We start from the raw sequence: 25831 nt of genomic DNA on the forward strand, positions 1-25831 counted from the left end.
ATCTCACCGGTAAGGCGCATCGAGCTCGATCGCCTTCGCGATCTCGCGTTCCCAGCGGTCGCCATTGGCGAGCAGCTTGGCCTTGTCATAGAACAGTTCCTCGCGGGTCTCGGTCGCGAACTCGAAGTTCGGACCTTCGACGATGGCGTCGACCGGGCAGGCCTCCTGGCAGAGGCCGCAATAGATGCACTTCACCATGTCGATGTCGTAGCGCACGGTGCGGCGGGTGCCGTCATTGCGGCGCGGGCCGGCCTCGATGGTGATGGCCTGCGCCGGGCAGACCGCTTCGCACAGCTTGCAGGCGATGCAGCGTTCCTCGCCGTTCGGATAGCGGCGCAGCGCGTGCTCACCACGGAAGCGCGGCGAGATCGGGCCCTTCTCGAACGGATAGTTCAACGTCGGCTTCGGCTGGAAGAAATAGCGCATGGCGAGGAAGAACGCCGAGACGAATTCCGACAACAGGAGCGAGCGTGCAGTGGCGTTGATGTTGATACCCATGACGGCCCTCACTTCGGCGCGATGTCGGCGAAATGCAGCACGCCGGCCACCACGATCACCATCGCCAGCGACAGCGGCAGGAACACCTTCCAGCCGAGGCGCATCAATTGGTCGTAGCGGTAGCGCGGCACGATCGCCTTGGCCATCGCGAACAGGAAGAACATGAAGAAGACTTTGAGCGCGAACCAGATGATGCCCGGCACCCAGTTGAAGGGCGGCAGGTCCACCGGCGGCAGCCAGCCTCCGAGGAACAGGATCGTCGCCAGCGCGCACATCGTGACGATCGCGACATACTCGCCGAGCATGAACAGCAGATACGGCGTCGAGCCGTATTCGACCATGAAGCCCGCGACCAGCTCGGATTCAGCCTCCACGAGGTCGAAGGGCGGACGGTTGGTTTCCGCCAGCGCCGAGACGTAGAAGATCACGAACATCGGGAACAGCGGCCAGACGTACCAGTTCAGGATGGTCAGCTGCGGCAACCCGATCAGGCTGGCGAGGCCCCGCGCATGCTGGGCCTCGACCACGGCCGACAGGTTCAGCGTGCCGGCGCAGAGCAGCACCGTGATGATGACGAAGCCGATCGAGACTTCATAGGACACCATCTGCGCCGCCGAGCGCAGCGCGGCGAGGAAGGGGTACTTCGAGTTCGACGACCACCCGGCCATGATGATGCCGTAGATCGACAGCGACGAGATCGCGAAGATGAAGAGCACGCCGACATTGATGTCCGAGATCACCCAGCCGAGATTGGTCGGGATCACCGCCCAGGCCGCAAGCGCGAGCACGCACGAGACCAGGGGAGCAAGGAGGAACACGCCCTTGTTGGCGCCGGACGGAATGATCGGCTCCTTCAGCACGAACTTCAGCAGGTCGGCGAAGGATTGCAGCAGGCCCCACGGGCCGACCACGTTGGGACCGCGGCGGATCTGCACCGCCGCCCAGATCTTGCGGTCGGCCAGCAGGATGTAGGCGATCGCGACCAGCAGCAAGACGAGCACCAGCACGCTCTGCGCGATCATGATGATCAGCGGCCAGAGGAAACCGGTCCAGAATGCGCTTTCGAAAAATTCCATCAGCTCACTCCGCTGCGGTCAGCATCTGCCCGGAGGCAAGCCGCGAACATTCCGCCATCACGGCGGACGCACGCGCGATTGGGTTGGTCAAATAGAAGTCCTCGACGAGAGCCTTGAACGGCGCCTTCTCGGGCGAACCGCCCTTCCCCGCCAGCTTCTTGATCTGGTCGGCCGAGCCGGCCTCGATCTGGTCGAGACGGATCAGATGCGGCACGGCCTTGAAGATCGCCTGGCGCAGCGCGGCCAGCGAGTCGTAGCCGAGCTTCTTGCCGAGCGCTTCCGAGAGCGCACGGACGACCGCCCAGTCCTCGCGGGCTTCGCCCGGCGGGAACGCGGCGCGGCCGGTCATCTGCACGCGGCCTTCGGTGTTGACGTAGATCGCGGACTTCTCGGTGTAGGCGGCCGCCGGCAGGATCACGTCGGCGCGATGGGCGCCGCGGTCACCATGGGTGCCGATATAGACGACGAAGGTACCGTCGGAGGGCTTGATCTCGTCGGCGCCGAGCAGGAACAGCAGGTCGAGCGTGCCGAACGTGGTCATCTGCGCGGCGTTCAGGCCACCCGCCGTTGCGGAGAAGCCGATATCGAGCGCACCGACGCGCGAGGCGGTCTCGTGCAGCACGCCAAAGCCGTTCCAGCCGTCCTTGAGCGCGCCGACATCGAGCGCGAGCTTGGCGGCTGCAGCGAGGATGGCGGCGCCGTCGTGGCGCGAGGCCGCGCCAGCACCGACCAGGATGATCGGGTTCTTGGCGTTCTTGAGCACGTCCATGAAGGAGTGCTTGCCGGCCGCGAGCTCACCGAGCGTTTCGGTGCCCGCGCCGAGATGATCATAATCGTAAGTCAGGTCGGCCTTGGCGCCGATCACGCCGACCTTGAAGCCGCCGGCGCGCCAGCGCTTGCGGATGCGGGCGTTGAACACGGCCGCCTCTTTCCGCGGATTGGCGCCGATGATGAGCAGCGCATCGGCCTGCTCGACGCCGACCAGCGTCGGATTGAAGATGTAGGAGCCGCGGCCGAGCGCGGGATCGAAGGCGTCGCCGCCCTGCACCGCCAGATTGCTCGAGCCGTACTTGGCGAGAAGATCCTTGATCGCGAACATCTCTTCGACGCCGGAGAGATCGCCCGCGATCGCGCCGATGCGCTTGCCGTCGGTGCGCGCTGCCTTGGCGGCAATCGCGGCAAAGGCCTCGGGCCAGCTTGCCGCGCGCAGCTTGCCGGCTTCGCGGATGTAGGGCCGGTCGAGGCGCTGGGTGCGCAGGCCGTCGACGACGTGACGGGTCTTGTCGGAGATCCACTCCTCGTTCACGGCCTCGTTGATGCGCGGCAGCACGCGCATCACCTCACGGCCGCGGGTGTCGACGCGGATCGCCGATCCCACGCCGTCCATGACGTCGATCGACTGGGTCTTGCCGAGCTCCCACGGACGCGCGGCGAAGGCATAAGGCTTCGAGGTCAGCGCGCCGACCGGGCAGATGTCGACGAGGTTGCCTTGCAGTTCGGACGTCAGCGCGTGCTGGAGATAGGTCGTGATCTCCATGTCCTCGCCGCGGCCGGTGGCGCCCATCTCGGGCGCGCCTGCGACTTCCGCCGAGAAGCGGACGCAGCGCGTGCACTGGATGCAGCGGTTCATCGAGGTCTTGACCAGCGCGCCGAGATATTTGTCCTCGACCGCGCGCTTGTTCTCGGCGAAGCGGCTGGTGTCGACACCATAGCCCATCGCCTGGTCCTGAAGGTCGCACTCGCCGCCCTGGTCGCAGATCGGGCAATCCAGCGGATGGTTGATCAGAAGGAATTCCATCACGCCTTCGCGTGCCTTCTTCACCATCGGCGAACGGGTCGAGATTTCCGGCGGCTCGCCCTTCGGGCCCGGACGGCAGTCGCGCACGCCCCAGGCGCAGCTTGCGACCGGCTTCGGGCCGCCCTTCACCTCGACGAGGCACATCCGGCAATTGCCGGCGATCGACAGCCGCTCGTGATAGCAGAAGCGCGGAATCTCGGCGCCGGCCGCCTCGCACGCCTGAAGCAGCGTGTATTCGGCGGGGACATCGATCTCTTTGCCGTCGATGATGAGCTTGGTCATGTCTCTTACTCCGCCGCGACCATGTTCACGGGATCGCGGACGCCGATATCGTCGATGTCGGCCTTGTGCGAATATTCGTCGATGCGCGCTTCGATCTCGTGACGGAAATGCGCGATCAGGCCCTGGATCGGCCAGGCGGCTGCGTCGCCGAGCGCGCAGATGGTGTGGCCTTCGACCTGTTTCGTCACTTCGAGCAGCATGTCGATCTCACGCTTGTGGGCGCGGCCGTCGGCCATGCGGGTGAGCACGCGCCACATCCAGCCGGTGCCCTCGCGGCACGGCGTGCACTGGCCGCAGCTCTCATGCTTGTAGAAATAGGAGATGCGGGCGATCGAGCGGATCAGGTCGGTCGATTTGTCCATCACGATCACGGCCGCGGTGCCGAGGCCCGAACGCAGCTTGCTCAAGCTGTCGAAATCCATCGGCGTGTCGATGATCTGCTCGGCCGGCACCATGCGCACCGACGAGCCGCCGGGGATCACGGCCTTGAGGTTGTCCCAGCCGCCGCGGATGCCGCCGCAATGCTTGTCGATCAACTCACGGAACGGAATGCCCATGGCTTCTTCGACGTTGCAGGGCCGCTCGACATGGCCGGAGATGCAGAACAGCTTGGTGCCGACATTGTTCGGACGGCCGATGCCGGCGAACCACGCCGCACCCCGGCGGAGGATGTCCGGCGCAACCGCGATCGACTCGACGTTGTTGACGGTGGTCGGGCAGCCATACAGGCCGACATTCGCCGGGAACGGCGGCTTCAGGCGCGGCTGGCCCTTCTTGCCTTCGAGGCTTTCGAGCAGCGCGGTTTCCTCGCCGCAGATATAGGCGCCGGCGCCGTGGGCGACGTAGATGTCGAACGGCCAGCCGTTGACATTGTCCTTGCCGACCAGCTTGGCCTCATAGGCCTGGTCGATCGCGGCCTGGAGATGCTCGCGCTCGCGGATGAACTCGCCGCGGACATAGATGTAGCAGGCATGCGCATTCATCGCGCAACTCGCGATCAGGCAGCCCTCGATCAGGAGATGCGGATCGTGCCGCATGATCTCGCGATCCTTGCAGGTGCCGGGCTCGGATTCGTCGGCGTTGACGACGAGGTAGCTCGGACGGCCGTCGGTCGATTCCTTCGGCATGAAGGACCATTTCAAACCGGTCGGAAAGCCGGCGCCGCCGCGCCCGCGCAGGCCCGAGGCCTTCATCTCGTTGATGATCCAGTCGCGGCCCTTGTCGATGATGGTCTTGGTGCCATCCCAGGCGCCGCGACGCCGCGCGCCCTCGAGGCCCCAATCATGGAGGCCGTAGAGGTTCTTGAAGATGCGGTCCTTGTCCTCGAGCATATCAGTGCTTTCCGATCAACGAATGGACTGCTTGTAGGCAAGTCCGGCGGCGCAGACGGCGAAGATCAGCGCCCAGAGCAGACTGGTCTCCTGCGTCGCGTTCATGAAGAAGCGCTGCAGCAGGAACATGAAAGCGGCCGCGACCGCGGCGTGCATGGCGACGAAGCCCCATTTCTTCACGGCCTCGTTCCCTCCAATTGCGATGAGATCACGCATCAGGTGATTTCCTTCAGCGTGGTCGGTCCGCCGCTCGGCGCCGAGAACTGGCGGCCGTTCTGCGGACCGGGCTTGGGCGGATTGCCCGAAGCAAAACCGTCGAGCACCTTGCCGAAGGTTTCCTTGGTCAGGTCCTCATAGGTGTCCTTGCCGATCAGCACCATCGGCGCGTTCACGCAGGCACCGAGGCACTCGACCTCTTCCCAGCTGAAATTGCCGTCCTTGGACAGATGGAAGGGCTCGTGATGGATGCGGTGCTCGCAGACGTGGATGAGGTCCTCGGCGCCGCGGAGGCGGCACGGCGTGGTGCCGCAGACCTGGACGTGGGCCTTCTTGCCGACGGGCGCGAGCTGGAACATCGTGTAGAAGGTCGCGACTTCCAGCACGCGGATATAGGGCATGTCGAGCAAGTCGGCGACGGCGCGGATCGCGGCTTCCGAAACCCAGCCGTCGTGCTGCTCCTGGACGCGCCAGAGAATGGCGATGACCGCGGAGGCCTGACGCCCTTCCGGATATTTCGCGATCTGCTGTTTCGCGAACGCGAGGTTCTCGTCCGTGAACGCAAAGCTCGCGGGCTGGACTTCCTTCGGTGCTAATCGGCGAACGGACATCTCTTAATCTCTCACTGCATACGGCGCGCGTTTTTCGCATTCAGGGCTTCGATCCTGTCCTGCCAGAACGCGCTTGCGGTGCCGAAAACGTTGTAGCCGACATGGGTCGAGACCTTGATGCGGTCGAGGATCGACAGCTCGGTCACGGTCTCCAGCCGGTTGCTGCGCGGATCGAGCACGATCAGCTTCAGCGGGGTCTGCTCGAGGATGTAGCGCGACACGGAGTGATTGCGGTCGCTGCCGTGCTCCTCGCACATGATGACGCTGTCGGTCTGGAGCAACCGGGCGCCGCCCTTGATCGCCTCGATCTCGACGCCTTCGACGTCGAGCTTGATCAGGTACTTGCCGCTGGCGGCAATCTTGCCGTCGTCGATCAGATTGTCGAGCGCGAGAACAGGCACGTCCTCGCCGCCCGCCGACGGCGCGCCGGCGATGCTGAAGGCCTCGTGCTTGGTGCCGGACAGCCGCGCGGTGCCGCGGCTCGCGCCGATCGCGCATTTCAGGGTCTCGAAGCGATGGCCGTTGACGCGGGCGTTGTTGGCGAGCTTCGGATAGTTCTGCCCGGACGGCTCGATCGCGATCGCCTTGTGCGAACCGAACGGCTTGCTCGACACCAGCACCGACCAGTAGCCGTAATTGGCGCCGCAATCGAGCAGCGTGTAGTCTACGTCGATCGAGTCGGCGAACAGCAGCTCGAGCTCGTCCTCGTAATTGTACGAGCGGTTGAGCAGCTTGCTCCAATAGCCATCGCCGTAAGGGAATTCGAACACGGCGTCGGGATTGAGCTTGATCGCGATGTCGCGCTTGGGCAGCGTCTTCGCCAGCAGATTGGCGCAGGCAATGTAGCCCATATGCGAGAAGTGCGAGGAGATCTTCGATCCCGTCACCAGCGCCAGCGCAGCCGTCCGCTCCCACAGGTTGGCCCCTTCAAGGGCCCCCGAGTTGCGGTCGAACTGAATTGGCGCCTGCTGCCCCATCAGCGATCGACCTCTCCGAACACGATGTCGAGCGAGCCGAGAATGGCCGAGACGTCGGCGAGCAGATGACCGCGGCAGATGTGGTCCATCGCCTGCAGATGCGCAAAGCCCGGCGCGCGGATCTTGCACTTGTACGGCTTGTTGGTGCCGTCGGAGATCAGATAGACGCCGAACTCGCCCTTGGGCGCCTCGACCGCGGCGTAGACTTCGCCGGCCGGCACGTGAACGCCTTCGGTGTAGAGCTTGAAGTGGTGGATCAGCGCTTCCATCGAGCGCTTCATCTCGCCACGGCGCGGCGGCGCGACCTTGTTGTCCTCGACGACGACGGGGCCCTTGCCGTCGGGCGCGTTCAGCTTCTGGATGCACTGCTTCATGATGCGCACCGACTGGCGCATCTCTTCCATGCGGATCAGATAGCGGTCGTAGCAGTCGCCGTTCTTGCCGATCGGAATGTCGAAATCCATCTCGGCGTAGCATTCATAGGGCTGCGACTTGCGCAGATCCCAAGCCGCGCCCGAGCCGCGCACCATCACGCCCGAGAAGCCCCACTCCCAGGCCTCCTTCAGCGACACCACGCCGATGTCGACGTTGCGCTGCTTGAAGATGCGGTTGGCAGTGAGCAGCCGATCGAGATCCTCGACCACCTTCAGGAACGGATCGCACCAGGCCTCGATGTCGTCGACCAGCTTCTGCGGCAGGTCCTGATGCACGCCCCCGACGCGGAAATAGGCTGCGTGCATACGGCTGCCGGAGGCGCGCTCGTAGAACACCATCAGCTTTTCGCGCTCTTCGAAACCCCACAGCGGCGGGGTCAGCGCGCCGACGTCCATCGCCTGCGTGGTGACGTTGAGAAGATGAGACAGGATGCGGCCGATCTCGCAATAGAGGATGCGGATCAGCTGACCGCGGCGCGGCACCTCGATGCCCAGCAGCTTTTCGGCCGCCATGCAGAAGGCGTGCTCCTGGTTCATCGGCGCGACGTAGTCGAGGCGGTCGAAATACGGGATCGCCTGGAGATAGGTCTTCTGCTCGATCAGCTTCTCGGTGCCGCGGTGAAGCAGGCCGATATGCGGGTCGACGCGGGCGACGACTTCGCCGTCAAGCTCCAGCACCAGCCGCAGCACGCCATGCGCAGCCGGATGCTGCGGGCCGAAGTTGATGGTGAAATTGCGAAGCTGTTCGGGTTGCTCGTTCATGATCAGACCTTCGGCCCTGCTTTTTCATCTCCCGGAAGGACCGGATAATCGGCTCCCTCCCACGGAGACAAAAAGTCGAACTTGCGGAATTCCTGGTTGAGCCGGACGGGCTCGTACACCACCCGCTTCTCCTGGTCGTCGTAGCGAACCTCGACGAAACCGGTGGTCGGGAAATCCTTGCGCAGCGGATGGCCTTCGAAACCGTAGTCGGTCAGCAGGCGGCGCATGTCGGGATGACCGACGAAGAACACGCCATAGAGGTCGTAGGCCTCGCGCTCGAACCAGTCGGCGCCGGGAAACACCTCGATCAGCGACGGCACCTGCGTGGTCTCGTCGGCCTGGGCCTTGAGCCGGATCCGCGCGTTCAGGGTCGGAGACAGGAAGTGGTAGATCACGTCGAAGCGCTTTTCGCGCGACGGATAGTCGGCGGCCGTGATGTCGGTGAAGTTGATGAACCGGCAGTTCGGGTCGTCGCGGAGGTACTTGACCACCTCGACGATCTTGCTGGCCTCGACATCGACCGTGAGCTGGTTGAAGGCCACCGAATGACCGAGCGCGGCGCCGGGAAGCGCGCTCACGATCGTCTGCCCCAGGGCGTCGAGCTTGGCGTCGTCCATGACGTAAAACCTTAGCGTTCGATGGTGCCGGTGCGGCGGATCTTCTTCTGCAGCAGCAGCACGCCGTAGAGCAGCGCTTCCGCCGTGGGCGGGCAGCCCGGCACGTAGATGTCGATCGGCACGATGCGGTCGCAGCCGCGCACGACCGAGTAGGAATAGTGATAATAGCCGCCGCCATTGGCGCAGGAGCCCATCGAGATGACGTAGCGCGGCTCGGGCATCTGGTCGTAGACCTTGCGCAAAGCCGGGGCCATCTTGTTGGTCAAGGTCCCCGCGACGATCATCACGTCGGACTGGCGCGGCGAGGCGCGCGGGGCGAAGCCGAAGCGCTCGACGTCGTAGCGCGGCATCGACACCTGCATCATCTCGACCGCGCAGCAGGCGAGACCGAAGGTCATCCACATCAGCGAGCCGGTCCGGGCCCAGGTGATGAGGTCGTCGGTCGCGGCCACGAAGAAGCCCTTGTCGGACAGCTCGGAATTGACCTCGAGGAAGAACGGATCATTGGCCCCGACCGGCCGGCCGGTGGAGGGATCCAGGATGCCCTTGGGGGCCGGCGCTACGACCGGACCGGCGGACGTTGCAGGGTTCAATCCCATTCCAGTGCCCCTTTCTTCCATTCATAGGCGAACCCGACGGTCAGCACGCCGAGGAACACCACCATGGACCAGAAGCCGGTCGCGCCGAGCTTGCCGAACGCCACTGCCCAGGGAAACAGGAACGCCACCTCGAGGTCGAAGATGATGAAGAGGATGGCGACCAGATAGAAGCGGACGTCGAACTTCATGCGGGCGTCGTCGAAGGCGTTGAAACCGCACTCATACGCCGACAGCTTTTCCGGATCCGGCTGCTGGAACGCCACGATGAAGGGCGCGATCAGCAGCACGAGGCCAATGAGGCCCGCTACCCCTATAAAGACGACGAGTGGAAGATAGTTCTGTAGAATGCCGCTCATTGACGAGCCCTTTTTCCCGCGGCCTCGGGACAGCCACGGATTCGTCCAGTTTGGAATTGTTCTGAGCCTTAGCGCAGTGCACCAATGGGCGCAAGACACGCTCTTTTCAGGCCCTTTGCTGCTCCCAGACCGGTGGAAATCCCGGAATCACCCGCGGCTGGTATGGAGCAGATCGCCAGACCCAGCAAGGGCGGCCACAGTTTTGCAGGGCAGCAGTTCTGAGATTGCGGCGCACGGGCGCGCCGGCTGTTTGCCGCGTATCGCCCGTGAAAATTGCTCGGATTTTTGCGTGCGGCGGCGCACCCAAACCCAGGCAATGACCACCACCGGGGCCCCGACCGTCACCCAGACGACATACTGGCCCAGCGCTCCCCGGAGCAGCGCCGCTAACAGACCCGTGATGGCCGCGGCCGCGAGCGCGATAGATGCCGCAAAGACACGTATCCACAGGCGCGAACGGTCAGGGGAGCCATGCATCACGACGGGACCGGGGCTCGTCTGGCGAATGCACCGGCTTTGGCAGGCACGCGCTTGCGCCGCCGCGCCAGCCAGAGATAGAGGCCGCCGCCGATCACAACGACGGTGAGCAGGTCGAGCGCGGCGTCGTCGACCGCCTGGGTGGTCGCGCGCGCCGCGCTCGCATGAGCTTCGGACTGGGGGGCGTAGCCCGGGAGCTCATCGATCTCGGGATGGAAGATCAGTGGCAGTCCAGTGAGGCAGAGGAGCAGCAGGAAGACGGTCGAGATCAGGCTGGTCCAGGGTGTGGACCACGGACCAGAGCCTGACCGTGCGCGCGCGTTCAAGAGCTTCTCCCCTGCCCGTCCTCACCACTTGTAGGACAAGCTGCCAGTGATGCGCCGGCGGTCGCCATAGAAGCAGGCGCCAATCGACGAACAACTCGCGACATAGGTCGTATCCGCAATGTTGATGAAGTTCACCGCTGCCCGCCCGTTCTTCAACTCGTAGTGCACAGCGAGATCGCCGAGAACGACGGACGGCACCACCAGCGTATTGGCCGTGTCCGCAAAGGACGAGCCGACATATCGAACGCCGCCGCCAAAGCCGAAACCGCTCAGGGCTCCCTCCCGGAAGGTGTAATCACCCCACAGCGAGGCAAGCTGTCTCGGCGTATTCGTCGGAACAGTACCGACCAACGCCGGATTCAGGTCCTTGCTGACGAACAGCTCGAAGTTGGTGTAGCTCGCTGTGACCTTGAAGTCCGGCGTGATGTTGGCAACCGCCTCGAGTTCCACACCTCGCGAGGTGACCTCACCCGTCTGAATGGACCCGAGGACAAAGGTCGGATCGCTCGTCAGAACGTTCTTTCGCTTCAGATCGAACAGCGAAATTCCGAAGCGGGCGTTCAACCCGACAGGCTGGTACTTCAAGCCGATTTCGGCCTGCTCACCGGTTTCGGGCACAAGCAAATTGCCGGTGGAGAAATTGGTGCCGATGACCGGATTGTAGCTCGTCGCGTAGGAGACATAGGGCGCGAGACCCATGTCGAAATTGTAGATCGCGCCGACGCGGCCCGAAAAACGGCTGTCTTCGCGGCTCTGATCTGCCCCGACATGATTATTGTTGACGGTGCTGACCCAATCATTGCGTCCGGACAACACGAACGTGAAACGCCCGAGCTTCATCTGATCCTGAACGTAGAGCGCTTTCTGACTTTGCGTCAGATAGTGGTTCGTTCCGGCCACCCCGTTGAACTCGGCCGTGGGAGCATAGACCGGGTTGACGAGATTGAGCGGATTGGCCGCGCCGAACCCTTGATAGTCGTCGATCCCGTAATGCTTCAGGTCGAGCCCGACGAGGAACGTATGCGCAACGGGGCCTGTCGCCACCCGGTACTCGAACTGGGTGTCCACATCGGCCTGCCCCGCCTTGTCGCGCACGAAGAAATTGCCGCGATTCAAATTCACATCGCCCGGCGTGGTCGTGCCCAGCCCGAACAGAGTTGAGTAGAGCACGTCCACATGCGCGTATCGCGCGTTCTGACGGATCGTAACGCTGTCCGAGAGGTTCTTCTCGAACTGGTAGCCGATCATCTCCTGATCGCGCCGCAAGCGATCAACGCTGGGATCGCTCGCGAACAGGCTGGTGGAGATGCGTCCGTACGGAGCGTTCACCACGGTCCCGACATAGGGCAGGAAATTCTGACCTCGGGTGTCAGTGTGGGAGACCTGCGCGTACAGCGTGAAACGGGTGTCGCTATCGGGCATCCACGTGAACGACGGCGAAAGAAAATAGCTGTTGTCGTTGGTAAAATCGACCTGCGTTCCACCGCCGTGAACCTGACCGACGAAGCGATAGAAGAGCTTCCCGTCGGACTGACTGAGTGTGGCCGGACCACCAACGTCAAACTGGACATAGGAGTTGCCGAAGTTGTTGACCCCCGCTTCGATGAAGCGAATGGGTTCACCGAAAGCGAGCTTGCTGACCGCGTTCACGATGCCGCTGGGACTTGAGCCACCATACAGAACTGCAGAAGGTCCTCGCAGGACTTCGACGCGATCGAGGCTCCACGGCTGGAGCTTCCAGGTCCCGAACGCAGTCGAGAACAGCTGCAGGCCGTCCAGGAAGGTGCCGACGTCCTGAGAGGGGAACCCGCGGATCTGAAACCAGTCCTGCCGCGTGTCGTTGCCGAACGTGCCGGCGAAAACGCCGGGGGTGTACCGCAAGGTCTCGTCGAACTTCGTGTTGACGTTCTGATCGCGAATTTGCTCGGCCCCGATCACGGACAGTGATTCAGGGGTTTCCATGATCGGCGTGTTGGTCTTGGTCCCCGCCAGGGAGCGGTTTGCGACGTAGCCGGTGACCGGACCGTTCGCGCGTTCGGTGCTCGAATTTGCCGAGCGATCGGCCGTCGGCGCGGGAGCGGCGGCCGAGTTCGCACGTGGTCTCGTGCGGGTCGTCGTTCTTGAACTTCGCCCCTGCCGCTGAGTTGCGACTGCGGGCCGCGCTTGCTGTTTGGGTGCATCGATCGTCACCGGCGGAAGGCTGGATTGTGCATGACCTTCGCGCGGCAGGATTGCGGTCGCGATCAGCAGACTGCTGCCGAGCATGAACCGCGACGTAGAAACATGAAGAAACATGGACGCGCCCGAAAGCATGGTTGCGCCGCGTTTACATGATGATTTCTGGAGAATGACGCCAGGACGCTTAGAACGCTTCGAGTTCGAGCCGTATCGTCAGCAGTGTTGCGGGTCCGCAACTGCATCACGTAGTGGGTGGTAATGACCTGCCTCTGTTTAGAACACTTCTTGAAGGAACTCTTACAGGCGATCAAATTCGCTGGAAAATCGGATTGAGATCAGCGCGCTTCCTTCTCCGCTTCGAGCAACTTCTCGGCCGTCGATGTGAGGCGGTCAATCTGCGCCAGCAGCGTCTCGAACTCGTCCTTGCTCAACTGTTCCAGCAGCTTTCGATTGCGCTCCTGCGCGCCCTCGACGATCGCATCATGCGCGGCGAGCCCTGCCGCGGTCAGCGAGACCAACACCTCGCGGCTGTCCTTCGGATTGGCCGATTTCGCGATCAGCTTGCGCGCCACGAGCTCCGCGAGCGCGCGGCTGATCTGGCCCTTGTCCTGGCCGACGGCTTCGGCGAGCCGCGCCACGCTCATCGGCGGGCGGCGGCCGAGCGAGGCAACGAGTCCGAACTCGACCGAGGACAATCCCGCGAGGCGCTTGTAGCGCAGGATCGCGCCGCGCTTGAGCAGATTGGCCAGCACCATCAGCCGCGACGACAGCATCACGGTGATCGGCGCCGGCGAGTGGATTTCGTCCGCATCCGGCGGCGCGTGCCCGTCACTGCTCGATGTCTGGCTCATGATCCACCTCTGCCAAGAAAGCCAGGGCGTGCCAAGTGTTGGTAGCGCAACCTCCCCAGCCACTTCCAAATGCGACTAAGAGGCACTTCGGAAGATCGTTGACATTGTCATCGAATTATCTTTCACTGGAGCACGCACGAAAAACGACCTGGCTAGCAAGGCCGGCGGCGGGAGGAACAGCATGACGATCACGCAGCGGGATCGCGATCTCGGCACGGCGTATGCGATGAAGCCGGCGCAGACGCGCACCGAGCTGACATCGGTCGTGCGCGGCACTGCGATGGGAGAATTGCTTCGCCGTTACTGGCATCCGGTCGGGCTTGTCAGCGACGCCACCGACACGCCGAGAAAGGTGCGCGCGCTCGGCGAGGACCTCATCCTGTTCCGCGACAGGCACGGCCGCGTCGGCCTGCTGCACGCGCGCTGCTGCCATCGCGGCACCACGCTCTACTACGGCAAGGTCGAGGAAGACGGCATCCGCTGCTGCTATCACGGCTGGAAGTTCGACACCGAGGGCCATTGCCTGGAGCAGCCCTGCGAGCCCGATGGCGGCCAGTTCAGGGACAAGGTGCGCCAGCCCTGGTATCCGGTCGAGGAGCGCTACGGGCTGATCTTCGCCTATATGGGCCCGGCCGAGAAACGTCCGGTGCTGCCGGCTTACGAGTGCCTCGAAAACATGGACGACGGCGAATTCGTCGAGGCCGATGATTCCTCGATCGGCGGCGGCGGACCGGCAATCATCCCCTGCAACTGGCTGCAGCATTTCGAGAACGTGGTCGATCCCTATCATGTGCCGGTGCTGCACGGCTCGTTCTCGGGACCGCAATTCACCAACATGATGGCTTCGATGCCGGAGGTGAAGTTCGACAAGACACCGCGCGGCATCGCCGTGCGCTCGATCCGCAAGCAGGATGACGGCCGTGTGTTTTATCGCGTCACCGAAGCCGCCCTCCCCACTCTGCGCGTCGTGCCGAACCCGCGCGTGGCGCAATTCGCCCGCGTCGAGTCGATCGGTTGGACGCTGCCGATCGACGACAATTCGTTCCGCATCTACGTCGCCGGCCGCGTCAAGACATCCGGCGACATCGGCCGCATGCGCTCGAAGTTCAACGGCAAATTCTGGTGGGACATGACAGAGCAGGAGCACCAGCAATTCCCCGGCGATTACGAGGCCCAGGTCGGTCAAGGACCCGTGACCGTTCATTCCGAGGAACATTTCGGCCAGAGCGACCGCGGCATCCTGATGATCCGGCGCATGCTGAGCGAGCAGCTGGACGCAATTGAAGCGGATCGCGACCCGATCGGTGTCTCATTCGACGCAGATGCCGCACCCCTCGAATTCGAAGCGGGAAATTACATCCGCGACGCCTGAGCTTTTTTGTTCGACGCGTTTTCTTCCCGCGAACCGGTATCCACTTCGCTCGAAAACGCTCTCGACCAGCTCCGATAAGGCTGGACCGCCGACAACAACAAAGACAAATTGGGGGGGATGCGATGGTCGATGTGACGTCACAGGTGTCGGTGCAAACGCCCGCCGCGGCAGCTCCCTCGCCGCGGCGCTATTACGTGCTGGGTCTGCTTACCATCATCTATGCGCTGAACTTCCTCGACCGCACGATCTTCAACGTCCTGATCGAGCCGATCAAGAAGGAGTTTGCCCTCAGCGACACCATGATGGGCCTGCTCGCGGGCTTCGGCTTCGCGCTGTTCTATTCCCTGCTCGGCATTCCCATCGCGCGCGTCGCCGACCGGCTCAACCGGCGCAACATCGTCGCCGTCGCCTTCGCCTTCTGGAGCGCGATGACGGCGCTGTGCGGCGCCGCGTCGAGCGTGACCTCGTTGGCGCTTGCCAGAATCGGCGTCGGCATCGGCGAATCCGCGGGCTCGCCCGCCTCGCAATCCATCGTCGCCGACCTCTTCGCCAAGAACGAGCGCCCGCGCGCGCTCGGCATCTACGCCATTGGCACCTATCTCGGCGTCTTCCTCGGCTACTTCATCGGCGGCTACGTCAATCAGCACTATGGCTGGCGAATGGCGTTCTATGTTGCGGGCCTGCCCGGCATCCTGCTCGCGGTCGTGCTGTGGCTGACGATCTCCGAGCCGAAGCGCGGCGCGATGCAGGAGAACTTCGTGCCCGAGCCGTTAGGGCCAACGCTGCGCTTCCTCGGCTCGCAGCGAAGCTTCATCATCGTCCTGATCGGCTTTTGCCTGACCACCTACACGAACTACGCCACCGCGGCCTGGGTCCCGCCGTTCCTCGCCCGCGTCCACCATCTGTCGAGCGCGGAGATCGGCACCTATGCCGGCACCTTCAAGGGGCTCGCCGGCATGGCCGGGACCCTACTCGGCGGCATCGTGGTGGCGCAGATCAGCCGCCGCGACGACCGCTGGAAGCTGTGGGCGCCTGCGATCACCTCCGGCCTGGCAGGCCCGGTGTTCGCGCTGTGCATGCTGACGCAGGATTTCGCGATGATGGTCGCCATGCTGGCGCTGACCTCGTTCCTGGTCGGCTTCCATCTCGGACCGATCTTCGCGATCGCGCAAACGGTGGCAAAGCCGAGCATGCGGGCGCTGGCTTCCGCCCTGATCGCGCTTACCGCCACCTGTTTCGGACAAGGCGTCGGACCGCTCGCCGTAGGCGTCGTCAACGACGCCCTCAACGGCAGCTACGGTGCGGACGCCGTGCGCTACTCCCTGCTCTCGGCGGCGGTCACGACCACGCTCGGCGCGCTGCTGTTCGTCTGGGCTGCGCGAACGATCCGGGACGATATCGGCCGGGCGGCCGCCTGAGGGCAGCGCCTCGCCGCCAGCCCGGCGAAACCAAGCAGGCGTATTCATGAAACCATTTTGAGGAACCCGCGAAACCATCCGGAAACAGATGGTCCTTAGAACTTGAGCCCATAGACGGCGGCAAAGCCCGTCGGGAGGCTCATATGAACCACTCAATTCACTCTGCAGACCGTGGTACCCACCTGAAGATCGTGGTGGTGGCGCTGGTTGCCGGCATTGCAGTGGCTTGTCTCGGGATTGCTGCCCGGACCAACGCCGATTACAGCCAGACTGCCCAGTCGACCCATGTGATCAAGGCCGGCAAGCCGGTCGTCGTCACCAGCGCGAGCACGTCCGAGATTCGCTGACACGCCCCCATTCAGGGCTGACCAGGGCCGCCTCCGGGCGGCCTTTTCGTTTTCCAGAGCAATGCTTAGCCGAGATGTACCGACGAAGTGCAACGTCCTTGACTTCATCATGTCCCCCCTTTAATTCCCCCCTCGTTCCGCGCGCTTTCAGCGAACCACGCGGGAGTAGCTCAGTTGGTTAGAGCGCCGGCCTGTCACGCCGGAGGTCGCGGGTTCGAGCCCCGTCTCTCGCGCCATTTTTGGCAATCCCTTCATAGCCTTAGCCTGAGATTCTCGACGCCCTTCGCAGCTGCGCGGGCGATCGATGCCGATTGCCGGGCCCACGCCTCGGCGTAGTCAGGCCACGCCCGAATCGTCTACGCCTTCCCGGACTTAGAGAATCCCCCACATTCTCCCACCTTTTCCGGGGGTTCCCTGCCATTGGAAATCGAGGAGGCCAGACATGGCTAAGAAGGACTCGGCTAAGAAGGATTCGGCGAAGAAGACGGCCGCTCCCGCCACCATCACGCTCAAGCACCTCGCCGCCGACATCGCGGAGAGCCAGGACCTCTCCAAGAAGCACGCCGAGGCGGTCCTGACCGACATGGTCGAGCTGATCACCAAGCACCTGAAGAAGGGCGACCGCGTCCGGATCGTGGGCCTGGGCATCCTCCAGGTTCGCAAGCGCGCCGCCCGCACCGGCCGCAACCCGGCGACCGGCGAGGCCATCCACATCAAGGCCAGCAAGAAGGTCGCGTTCCGCCCGGTCAAGGAACTGAAAGAGGCAATCTAGCCGCTCACGGATTGTTAAGCCTGATCCAGCTTCCGTCCTGCCGCATCACAGCCCGCTTTTCTGATATACCGCCTGCTTCCCCAAAGACCCGGCGGTTGACCAGAAATGTCCTCCCTCACCTTCTCGCATACCGTGACCGAGCGCTTCCTGCGCTACGTCACCATCGACACCCAGTCCGATCCGCAATCCCCCAACTCGCCTTCGACCGAAAAGCAGAAAGACCTCGGCCGCGTGCTCGCCGCCGAGTTGAAGGCCATGGGCGTCGCCGACGCCCATCTCGACGATTACGGCTATGTCTACGGAACGATCCCGGCCAACACCGACAAGAAGGTGCCGGTGATCTGTTTCTGCTCGCACATGGACACGTCGCCCGACGTCACCGGCAAGGACGTCAAGCCGCAAATGGTGAAGAACTATCGCGGCGGCGACATCACCCTGCCGGGCGATACCAGCCAGGTGATCCGCTTCACCGAGCACCCCGCGCTGAAGAACCAGATCGGCAACGACATCGTCACCACCGACGGCACCACGCTCCTGGGGGCCGACAACAAGGCCGGTGTCGCCGAGATCATGGATGCCGCGTATTTCTTCATCAACAACCCGGATGTGAAGCACGGCACCATCAAGATCCTGTTCACGCCCGACGAGGAGATCGGCCGCGGCGTCGACAATGTCGACATCAAGAAGCTGGGGGCCGATTTCGGCTACACCATGGACGGCGAGAGCGCCGGCTGCGTCGAAGACGAGACCTTCTCGGCCGACGGCGCCACCATCACCATCACCGGCGTCAGCGCCCATCCCGGCTATGCCAAAGGCAAGATGGAGCACGCGATCAAGATCGCGGCCGCCATCGTCGAGCGCCTGCCGAAGGAAGGCTGCTCGCCCGAGACGACCTCAGGCAAGCAGGGCTTTCTGCATCCGGTCGGCATCGAGGGCGCGCTGGAGCAGGCCACGCTGTCCTTCATCGTGCGCGACTTCACCGAGGAGGGCTTGAAGGAGAAAGGGGTCCTGCTCGAGGACATCGTCAAGGACGTGATGAAGGACTATCCGCGCTCGACCTACAAATTCGAGGTGCGCGAGCAGTACCGCAACATGAAGCAGGTGATCGACCGTCACCCGCACGTGCTTGAATACGCCATCGAGGCGATCCGTCGCGCCGGGCTGCGCCCGATGCGCACCGCGATCCGCGGCGGCACCGACGGATCGCGCCTGTCCTTCATGGGCCTGCCCTGCCCCAACATCTTCGCCGGCGAGCACGCTTTTCATTCGCGGCTCGAATGGGTCAGCCGGCAGGACATGGAAAAAGCGGTCCAGACCATCGTGCATCTCGCGATGATCTGGGAGGAGAAGGCGTAGCAGCTGTCATGAGGGCGATTTGGCCGGATTTCCTCCGGCCAAGTCGCACGCGTTACGGGATCGTGCGGGGAGTGCGATGGAAGCGGTCGGAGCTCACGATCCAGTTCGGTAGCGGCTCGCCATCGCGATGCCGCCCCCCGGCAACAGCAGCGGCCCAGGCGACCACGGCCCCGATCAGGGTCGCGGCTGCAATCGAAAATGCGAGGATGATCGAGCTGCGTCGCGCCCGGTTGATCGCCGTCCGGGAGTCCGCAATCGCGGTATCGACCCGGCGTTCGGAGTCCGGGGCCGCCAATCCCGTCAACGCCGTGACCTGCTGCACGAGATAGGTTCGATCGTCGCTGCTGACGCCGCCATGGCTCGACGACGTCATGAGGATGCGGCCGGCTTCCGCGCGGGTTTCCCTGAGGTCGGTGGGAGGTCGCCTTGGCGCCCGGAACAGCCTGTCCAGTTCATAGCCCAAAAGCGGTTCGGCTGCGGTCGCATTGCCTGACGAAGAACGTGCCGGAGAGCGGTCGATGGCAGCCGCGCCGAGAAACGCGAGGAAAACCCCACCGATCAGCACGGCAAGCGCCCATGACATCAGGCCATGCAGCCCGTCCCGCCGCTCACCGTCCTCATCGACCGCCGAAACGGCCGCCGGCTGTGACGTGGTACGGCCGGCGATATAGCCGCCGAGACCAAAACTGGCGATCGCCTGAAGGATCAAATAAAGCCCCGAAAGAAGAGCCAGGGCGGTCGACGCATCGCGCCATGTGGGCGACGTCGAGCTGACGCCGAGCCCGACGGCGACGCCAAAGCTCACCAGGATGAAGGACAACGCGGCTGCCGCGAACGCGCCTGCGACGATAGAACTCCATTGGATGCCCCAGCGATCGGCGACGATCGGCCGACGATTTTCGATGACGTCTTCCTGCACGAGAGCTTCGATTGTCATGTTCAGCTCTCTCAACGCAGGCCGAACAACGACAACACCGCCATGATCACGACAATCAGGCCGACGAGATAGATCAGTCCGTTCATAGTCCGTCCTCCTCAGATTTCTCCTGCGCGCTAATGAGGCGGACGGCGGAACGTTCCTAATTTCCTCGGTCGGACGGAACGAATCCGTGGGAGGCGAATTGTTGATCCAAGTCCCAAGGATAGAGAAGTGAGCACGAAGGCCTCAGCCGGTCAGCCCCGGGCTGGGGCCTTTTCGTGTCTCGCATGTGCGACATCGAGTTCCCCACACGTAACACTATTGCGGGTCGACACTGTTCCGGCCGCCATGCTACCGCAGGCGGATCAGGAGATCTCGTGACGTCGATCCGCCGCCTCTACAGCATTCGCTCCTCGCGCAATTGGCGCGCGCTCGTGGCTGTGCTGGTGGCGACCATGTACCTGTTCTCGGGCATGCTCCACGGTACGCACGATATCGACGTCACCAGCCCCTCCGGCGGCTCTGAAATCGCTTTGATCCTCGACGGCGGCTCCGCCGGCCACGGCGATCACAAGACGATCGGTGGCCATCACTGCCATGGCTGTTTCTCGGTCGCTGTTGTACAGCCGCTGCTGGCCGAAGCTGCCGCGGACATCGTTGCCGCACCGATCCCGCAGCGCGAGCCCGCGCTGATCGGCATTGCGCCCGATACCGACTCCCCGCCTCCCAAACACCTGACCTGAACTGATCAGCCGGGTGCCTGCGCACCCATCATGCTATTGTTCACAGGTCATCTTCATGTCTTGCAGACGGACTGCCGCGCGCCTCGCTTGCGCGTTGGCTCTACTCGTTGGCCCCTCGCTGACGCAGCACGCGCACGCCCAGACCCTGACCATGCGCGCCGCGCTCTCGCGCGCGCTGGGCGCGAGCCCGCGCCTGACGGCGGCGGAGCGCGACGTCGGCATCGCCACGGGCCAGCGCATCCAGGCCGGGGCCCTGCTCAACCCGGAACTGTCCTACGAGCAGGACGATTCATTCGGCTCCGGCAAATATCGCGGGACGCGATCGGCCGAGACCACGCTTCAGATCAGCCAGGCCTTCGAGCTGTTCGGCAAGCGCGACGCGCGGATCGCCGCGGGCGCGGCCGGCATCGAGGTCGCCGCGATCCAGCGCAAGGCGATCCGGCTGGAGGTGCTGTCGGAGACCGCGATTGCGTTTCTCAGCGTGCTCGGCGCGCAGCGGCGCATCCAGATCCTGGACGAGCAGATTGCGGCGATCGACAAGCTGACGCCGCTGCTGCGCCGCCGCGTCGAGGCCGGCGCGTCTTCGCCTGCCGAGACCGGCCGCGCCGAGGTCGCTTCCGCTCTGGTGAAAGCCGACCGCGAGCGCTTCAAGGCGACGCTTTCGAGCGCCCGGCGCGAGCTTGCGGTGCTGATGGGCGATCCCGCCGCCAAATTTGGCGAAGTTTCGGGCCGGCTCGACATCATGGCCAAGACGCCGACGTTCCAGGCGGTGGTCGCCGCCATCGATGCCAATCCGCAGCTGGTGCGCTGGACCGCCGTCTATGCCCAGCGCAATGCCGAACTGCTGATGGCGCGACTCCGGCCCTATCCCGACGTGCGCATCGCCGCCGGCTGGCGCCATTTCAACGAGACCAATGACGACGCGGCGCGCCTGACCGTCTCGGTGCCGATCCCCGTGTTCGACCAGAACCAGGGCAATATCCTCTCGGCGCAGGAAAGCCTCGCCAAAACCCGAGCCGAGCGCGAAGCCAATCGCAACACGCTGATCGTGGTGGCAGGCCGCGCCTACGACTCGGTCCAGGGCTCGCTACGCGAGCTCGCGGTGCTGCGCGAGATCGCGATTCCCAAGGCGACCGAAGCGTCGGAAGCGATCGCGCAAGGCTACGGCCAGGGCCGCTTCACCCTGCTCGAAGTGCTCGACGCCCAGGCCAGCGTCACGCAGGCGCGGCTGCGCGAGCAGGAGGCGCTCCAGAATTTCCACGCGGGCGTCGCCACCATCGAAGGCCTCGTCGGCAACCCCTTTGCGCTGGCCCGGGAGGGCGCACGATGAAGACATCCTCCACCATTCTCATCGCGATCGTTGCCGCCGCGCTCGGCGCCTACGGCACCTCCCTGCTCGCCCCGGGAAAGGTCGCGCACACCGAGCACGCCGAGCATTCCGAACAGAAGAAGCCGACCGACCATGTCGAGCAGGACGAGCACGGCGCCGACCGCATCCGCATCTCCGACGTCAAGCTCGCCGCGGCCGGCGTGGTGCTGGCGGAGGCGGCGAGCGCGACGCTCACCGATACGCTGTCGTTCAACGGCATCCTGCGTGCAAACCAGGAGGCGGTCGTTCAGGTCACACCTCGCTTTCCCGGAATTGCCAAATCGATCCTGAAACGCATCGGCGACAAGGTCGGCAAGGACGATCTGCTGGCCACCATCGAGAGCAACCAGAGCCTCACCGTCTACGAGCTGAAGGCGCCGATCGCCGGCACCATCATCGAACGGCAGATCTCGCTGGGTGAATATGCCTCCGAGCAGAAGCCGGCCTTCGTCGTCGCCGACCTCTCCACCATCTGGGTCGATCTCTCGATCTACCGGCAGGATCTGCGGCGCGTTCGCCTCAACGACGAGGTGTTGATCGATCCCGACGACGGCCGTGGCGAGATCAAGGGCACGATCTCCTACATGGCGCCGATCGGCAGCAGCGAGACCCAGACCGCGCTCGCGCGCGTGGTGCTGCCAAATCCCGACGGGCGCTTGCGGCCCGGCCTGTTCGTGACGGCGCGGCTGATCCTGGCCGCCCGCAACGTCGCAGTCGCCGTGCGCCGAAGCGCGATCCAGACGCTGGAGAACCGGACCATCGTGTTCGTCCGCGAAGACGGCGACAAGATCGAGGCGCGCCCCGTCGAGCTTGGCGATTCCGACCCGAGATTCGTCGAGATCAAGGCAGGCCTTTCGCCCGGCGAGCATTACGTCGCGGAGAACAGCTTTGTCGTGAAGGCGGAGATGGGCAAGGGAGAGGCCGAGCATGATTGAGCGCCTCATCGCCGTCTCGCTGCAACAGCGCTGGCTCGTCCTCCTGCTCGCGCTCGGCGCCATCGCGTTCGGGATCTGGAATTTCCAGCGTCTGCCGATCGATGCCGTGCCCGACATCACCAACGTCCAGGTCCAGATCAACACCCGCGCGCCCGGCTATTCCCCGCTGGAGACGGAGCAGCGCATCACCTTCCCCGTCGAGACCGCGATGGGCGGCCTGCCGAAGCTCGACTACACGCGTTCGCTGTCGCGCTACGGCCTCAGCCAGGTGACGGTCGTGTTCAAGGACGGCACCGACATCTATTTCGCCCGCCAGCTCGTGGGCGAGCGCATCCAGCAGGTGAAGGACCAGCTTCCCGCCGGCGTCGAGGTCGCGATGGGGCCGCTCTCGACCGGGCTCGGCGAGATCTTCATGTATACCGTCGAGGCGAAGGCTGGCGCGAAGACCCAGGGCGGCCACGATTATTCGCTGACCGAGCTGCGCACCGTGCAGGACTGGATCATCAAGCCGCAGCTTCGCAACGTGCCCGGCGTGATCGAGATCAACACCATCGGCGGCTTCGAGCGGCAATTCCACGTGCTGCCGGACCCCGGCAAGCTGATGGCTTACCGGCTCGGATTCCGCGACGTCATGACGGCGCTTGCCGCCAACAACGCCAATGTCGGCGCCGGCTATATCGAGCGCAACGGCGAGCAATATCTGGTTCGCTCGCCGGGCCAGGTCGGCAATATCAGCGAGATCCAGGACGTCGTGATCGGCTCGCGCGGCGGCAATCCCGTCAGGATCAGGGACGTCGCTGTTGTCACCGAAGGTCGCGACCTGCGCACGGGCGCGGCGACGCGTGACGGCGAGGAAACCGTGCTCGGCACCGCCATGCTCCTGATCGGCGAGAACAGCCGCACGGTGGCGCGCCGTGTCGCGGCCCGCCTGCAAGACATCGCCAAATCGCTTCCCGACGGCGTCGTGACGCGAACCGTTTACGACCGCACCGATCTGGTCGAGGCCACCATCCGCACGGTCCAGAACAACCTTCTGGAAGGCGCGGCGCTGGTCGTGGCCGTGCTGTTCCTGATCCTCGGCAACATCCGCGCGGCGCTCGTGGTGGCCTGCGTCATTCCGCTGTCGATGGCCATGACGATCACCGGCATGGTCGAAACCAAAGTCAGCGCGAACCTGATGAGCCTGGGGGCGATCGACTTCGGCATCATCGTCGATGGCGCGGTGATCATCGTCGAGAACTGCCTGCGGATGCTGGCGGTCGCCCAGCGCGAGAAAGGCGGCCTGCTCTCCACGCCCGAACGGCTGCGCGCGATCCTGCGCGGGTCGCGCGAGGTCATCAAGCCGAGCCTGTTCGGAACGCTGATCATCGCGGTGGTCTATCTGCCCGTGCTGACGCTGACCGGCGTCGAGGGCAAGATGTTCACGCCGATGGCGCTGACCGTGCTGATGGCGCTGGGCGCCGCCGTGCTGTTCTCCATCACTTTCGTGCCTGCGGCGGTCGCGATCTTCGTCACGGGCAAGGTGTCGGAGCACGAAAACCTGTTCATGAGGGCGGCGAAGCGGGTCTATCTGCCGCTGCTCCGCTTTGCCGTCGACAATCGCGGCACGGTCGCCATCGCGGCCGCCATCATCGTGATTGCGAGCGGCATCGCCGCTTCGCGCATGGGCGGCGAGTTCATTCCGAGCCTGGACGAAGGCGACGTCGCGCTGGCCTCGATCCGGATCCCCGGCACCAGCCTGACCCAGTCGCTGGACCTTCAAAAGGCGCTGGAAAAGCGCATCACGCAGATTCCGGAGGTGAAGGAGTTCTTCACCCGCATCGGCACCGCCGAGATCGCGACCGATCCGATGTCGCCGGCGCAGACCGACGGCTACATCATGCTGAAGCCGCGCGCCGAATGGCCCGACCCGGACAAGCCGAAATCCGAGGTGATCGAAGCCATCGACAAGGCCGCCGACGACATCCCCGGCAGCGCCTATGAGCTCTCCCAGCCGGTCCAGTTCCGCGTCAACGAGCTGATCTCCGGCGTGCGCAGCGATGTAGGCATCAAGGTGTTCGGCGACGACCTCGACATCCTGCAAGGTGCGGCAAAGCAGGTCGAAGCGGCGATCCGCGGCATCCGCGGCGCCAGCGACGTCAAGATCGAGCAGGTCTCGGGCCTGCCGATCCTCACCGTCCGCCTCGACCGCCAGGCGCTTTCCCGCTACGGTCTCAGTGTCGGCGAGGTGCAGGGCATCGTCGAGATCGCGGTGGGCGGCAAATCGGCCGGCAAACTGTTCGAGGGCGACCGCCGCTTCGACATCGTCGTGCGCCTGCCGGAACGCCTGCGCGGCGATCTCGAGGCGATCCGGGCCATCCCGATTCCGCTGCCGCCGAGCGAGGAAGCCACGTCCGGCACAGCCATTCGTACGGCGCTGTCCAGCTCTCCCCTCGCCCAGATGCGCTATGTGCCGCTGTCGTCGGTCGCAACCGTCGATGCGACACCCGGCCCGAACCAGATCAGCCGCGAGAACGGCAAGCGGCGCATCGTCGTCACCGCCAATGTCCGCGCCCGCGATCTCGGCTCCTTCGTCAGCGAGGCGGAGGCGGCCGTGGCCGAGAAGGTCAAGCTGCCGCCGGGCTACTGGATCGGCTGGGGCGGACAATTCGAGCAGCTGGTCTCCGCGACCAAGCGGCTGACGATCGTGGTGCCGGTGGCGCTGCTGCTGGTGTTCCTGCTGCTGTTCATGGGCATGGGATCGGTGGCGGACGCGGCGCTGGTGTTCTCCGGCGTACCGCTGGCGCTGACCGGTGGCATCGCGGCGCTGCTGCTGCGCGGCATCCCGTTGTCGATCAGTGCGGGCGTCGGCTTCATCGCGCTATCGGGCGTGGCGGTGCTCAACGGCCTCGTCATCATCGCCTTCATCGAGCGGCTGCGCAGCGAGGGGCGATCTGTTGCGGAGGCCGTGCACGAGGGCGCGCTGACGCGGCTGCGGCCGGTGCTGATGACGGCCCTGGTCGCCTCCCTCGGCTTCGTGCCGATGGCGCTCGCCACCGGCGCCGGCGCCGAGGTGCAGCGGCCGCTCGCGACCGTCGTGATCGGCGGCATCATCTCCTCGACCATCCTGACGCTGCTGGTGCTGCCGGCGCTCTACGTGCTGTTCCGCCGTGACGCAGCAAACGAAACGCCTACAATGGCCCCTGATTTGGCGGTTTCCGGGGAGCGCTAG

At 64.4% G+C, this 25831-nt stretch carries 24 protein-coding genes and 1 tRNA gene; 10 read left to right on the top strand and 15 right to left on the bottom strand.

Annotated features, from left to right (window positions below; all coding sequences use genetic code 11):
* Positions 1-3: 3 nt before the first annotated feature.
* From nuoI to AB7532_RS20330, 14 genes are all read right to left on the bottom strand, one after another.
* Positions 4-492 carry an NADH-quinone oxidoreductase subunit NuoI gene (gene nuoI, locus AB7532_RS20265; protein ID WP_026232873.1) on the bottom strand — a complete coding sequence of 163 codons (489 nt, stop codon included), beginning with the start codon at positions 490-492 and terminating at the stop codon, positions 4-6.
* A 14-nt stretch (positions 493-506) separates the two neighbouring features.
* Positions 507-1574, bottom strand: a complete 1068-nt coding sequence (gene nuoH / locus AB7532_RS20270; RefSeq protein ID WP_441236516.1) for an NADH-quinone oxidoreductase subunit NuoH — start codon at positions 1572-1574, stop codon at positions 507-509.
* A 4-nt stretch (positions 1575-1578) separates the two neighbouring features.
* Positions 1579-3654, bottom strand: coding sequence for an NADH-quinone oxidoreductase subunit NuoG (nuoG, locus tag AB7532_RS20275; RefSeq protein ID WP_441236517.1), 2076 nt, complete (start codon positions 3652-3654; stop codon positions 1579-1581).
* A gap of 5 nt (positions 3655-3659) precedes the next feature.
* On the bottom strand, positions 3660-4985 hold the full coding sequence (gene nuoF / locus AB7532_RS20280) for an NADH-quinone oxidoreductase subunit NuoF (protein ID WP_441236518.1): 1326 nt from the start codon (positions 4983-4985) through the stop codon (positions 3660-3662).
* A 15-nt stretch (positions 4986-5000) separates the two neighbouring features.
* A complete protein-coding gene (locus tag AB7532_RS20285; protein ID WP_441236519.1) occupies positions 5001-5201 on the bottom strand; it encodes a hypothetical protein in 201 nt (66 codons plus the stop codon).
* Positions 5201-5812 carry an NADH-quinone oxidoreductase subunit NuoE gene (nuoE, locus tag AB7532_RS20290; protein ID WP_441236520.1) on the bottom strand — a complete coding sequence of 204 codons (612 nt, stop codon included), beginning with the start codon at positions 5810-5812 and terminating at the stop codon, positions 5201-5203. The genes AB7532_RS20285 and nuoE overlap by 1 nt, the downstream gene beginning before the upstream one ends.
* An 11-nt stretch (positions 5813-5823) precedes the next feature.
* Positions 5824-6789, bottom strand: a complete 966-nt coding sequence (locus AB7532_RS20295; protein WP_441236521.1) for an FkbM family methyltransferase — start codon at positions 6787-6789, stop codon at positions 5824-5826.
* Complete coding sequence (locus AB7532_RS20300; protein ID WP_441236522.1) at positions 6789-7985, bottom strand: NADH-quinone oxidoreductase subunit D; 1197 nt, start codon at positions 7983-7985, stop codon at positions 6789-6791. Before AB7532_RS20300 ends, AB7532_RS20295 begins: the two co-directional genes overlap by 1 nt.
* Positions 7986-7987: 2 nt before the next feature.
* A complete protein-coding gene (locus tag AB7532_RS20305; RefSeq protein ID WP_441236523.1) occupies positions 7988-8602 on the bottom strand; it encodes an NADH-quinone oxidoreductase subunit C in 615 nt (204 codons plus the stop codon).
* 11 nt (positions 8603-8613) lie between these two features.
* A complete protein-coding gene (locus tag AB7532_RS20310; protein ID WP_441236524.1) occupies positions 8614-9201 on the bottom strand; it encodes a NuoB/complex I 20 kDa subunit family protein in 588 nt (195 codons plus the stop codon).
* Positions 9192-9557 carry an NADH-quinone oxidoreductase subunit A gene (locus AB7532_RS20315; protein WP_007603535.1) on the bottom strand — a complete coding sequence of 122 codons (366 nt, stop codon included), beginning with the start codon at positions 9555-9557 and terminating at the stop codon, positions 9192-9194. The genes AB7532_RS20310 and AB7532_RS20315 overlap by 10 nt, the downstream gene beginning before the upstream one ends.
* Before the next feature lie 476 nt (positions 9558-10033).
* Entirely contained in the window at positions 10034-10360 is a 327-nt protein-coding gene (locus AB7532_RS20320; protein WP_441236525.1) for a PepSY domain-containing protein, read from the bottom strand.
* A gap of 21 nt (positions 10361-10381) precedes the next feature.
* Positions 10382-12655 carry a TonB-dependent siderophore receptor gene (locus AB7532_RS20325; RefSeq protein ID WP_441236526.1) on the bottom strand — a complete coding sequence of 758 codons (2274 nt, stop codon included), beginning with the start codon at positions 12653-12655 and terminating at the stop codon, positions 10382-10384.
* Between the two features lie 218 nt (positions 12656-12873).
* Positions 12874-13389, bottom strand: coding sequence for a MarR family winged helix-turn-helix transcriptional regulator (locus tag AB7532_RS20330; protein ID WP_441236527.1), 516 nt, complete (start codon positions 13387-13389; stop codon positions 12874-12876).
* 181 nt (positions 13390-13570) lie between these two features.
* Between AB7532_RS20330 and AB7532_RS20335 the strand changes: the two genes are divergently transcribed.
* From AB7532_RS20335 to pepT, 6 genes are all read left to right on the top strand, one after another.
* Complete coding sequence (locus AB7532_RS20335) at positions 13571-14761, top strand: Rieske 2Fe-2S domain-containing protein (RefSeq protein ID WP_441236528.1); 1191 nt, start codon at positions 13571-13573, stop codon at positions 14759-14761.
* A gap of 122 nt (positions 14762-14883) precedes the next feature.
* The gene (locus AB7532_RS20340; protein WP_441236529.1) at positions 14884-16179 is read left to right on the top strand and encodes a spinster family MFS transporter; all 1296 of its coding nucleotides are present in this window, start codon (positions 14884-14886) and stop codon (positions 16177-16179) included.
* A 143-nt stretch (positions 16180-16322) separates the two neighbouring features.
* Entirely contained in the window at positions 16323-16526 is a 204-nt protein-coding gene (locus AB7532_RS20345) for a hypothetical protein (protein ID WP_441236530.1), read from the top strand.
* Positions 16527-16685: 159 nt separating this feature from the next.
* A tRNA-Asp gene (locus AB7532_RS20350) sits at positions 16686-16762 on the top strand.
* Between the two features lie 206 nt (positions 16763-16968).
* Entirely contained in the window at positions 16969-17298 is a 330-nt protein-coding gene (locus tag AB7532_RS20355) for an HU family DNA-binding protein (protein WP_441236531.1), read from the top strand.
* A 105-nt stretch (positions 17299-17403) separates the two neighbouring features.
* Positions 17404-18654 (top strand): peptidase T, encoded by a 1251-nt coding sequence (gene pepT, locus AB7532_RS20360; RefSeq protein WP_441236532.1) that lies wholly within the window; start codon positions 17404-17406, stop codon positions 18652-18654.
* A 52-nt stretch (positions 18655-18706) separates the two neighbouring features.
* Here pepT and AB7532_RS20365 read toward each other — a convergent pair whose 3' ends face one another.
* Positions 18707-19591, bottom strand: coding sequence for a hypothetical protein (locus AB7532_RS20365; protein WP_441236533.1), 885 nt, complete (start codon positions 19589-19591; stop codon positions 18707-18709).
* A 359-nt stretch (positions 19592-19950) separates the two neighbouring features.
* Between AB7532_RS20365 and AB7532_RS20370 the strand changes: the two genes are divergently transcribed.
* The 4 genes from AB7532_RS20370 to AB7532_RS20385 are packed head-to-tail and all read left to right on the top strand — an operon-like array spanning position 19951 to position 25831.
* Positions 19951-20316, top strand: a complete 366-nt coding sequence (locus AB7532_RS20370; protein WP_441236534.1) for a hypothetical protein — start codon at positions 19951-19953, stop codon at positions 20314-20316.
* Between the two features lie 55 nt (positions 20317-20371).
* Positions 20372-21646, top strand: coding sequence for a divalent metal ion exporter subunit IhpA (gene ihpA / locus AB7532_RS20375; RefSeq protein ID WP_441236535.1), 1275 nt, complete (start codon positions 20372-20374; stop codon positions 21644-21646).
* Positions 21643-22620 (top strand): divalent metal ion exporter adaptor subunit IhpB, encoded by a 978-nt coding sequence (ihpB, locus tag AB7532_RS20380; RefSeq protein ID WP_441236536.1) that lies wholly within the window; start codon positions 21643-21645, stop codon positions 22618-22620. The genes ihpA and ihpB overlap by 4 nt, the downstream gene beginning before the upstream one ends.
* The gene (locus tag AB7532_RS20385) at positions 22613-25831 is read left to right on the top strand and encodes an efflux RND transporter permease subunit (protein ID WP_441236537.1); all 3219 of its coding nucleotides are present in this window, start codon (positions 22613-22615) and stop codon (positions 25829-25831) included. Before ihpB ends, AB7532_RS20385 begins: the two co-directional genes overlap by 8 nt.

Source organism: Bradyrhizobium sp. 930_D9_N1_4, assembly GCF_052076015.1.
Classification (GTDB): domain Bacteria; phylum Pseudomonadota; class Alphaproteobacteria; order Rhizobiales; family Xanthobacteraceae; genus Bradyrhizobium.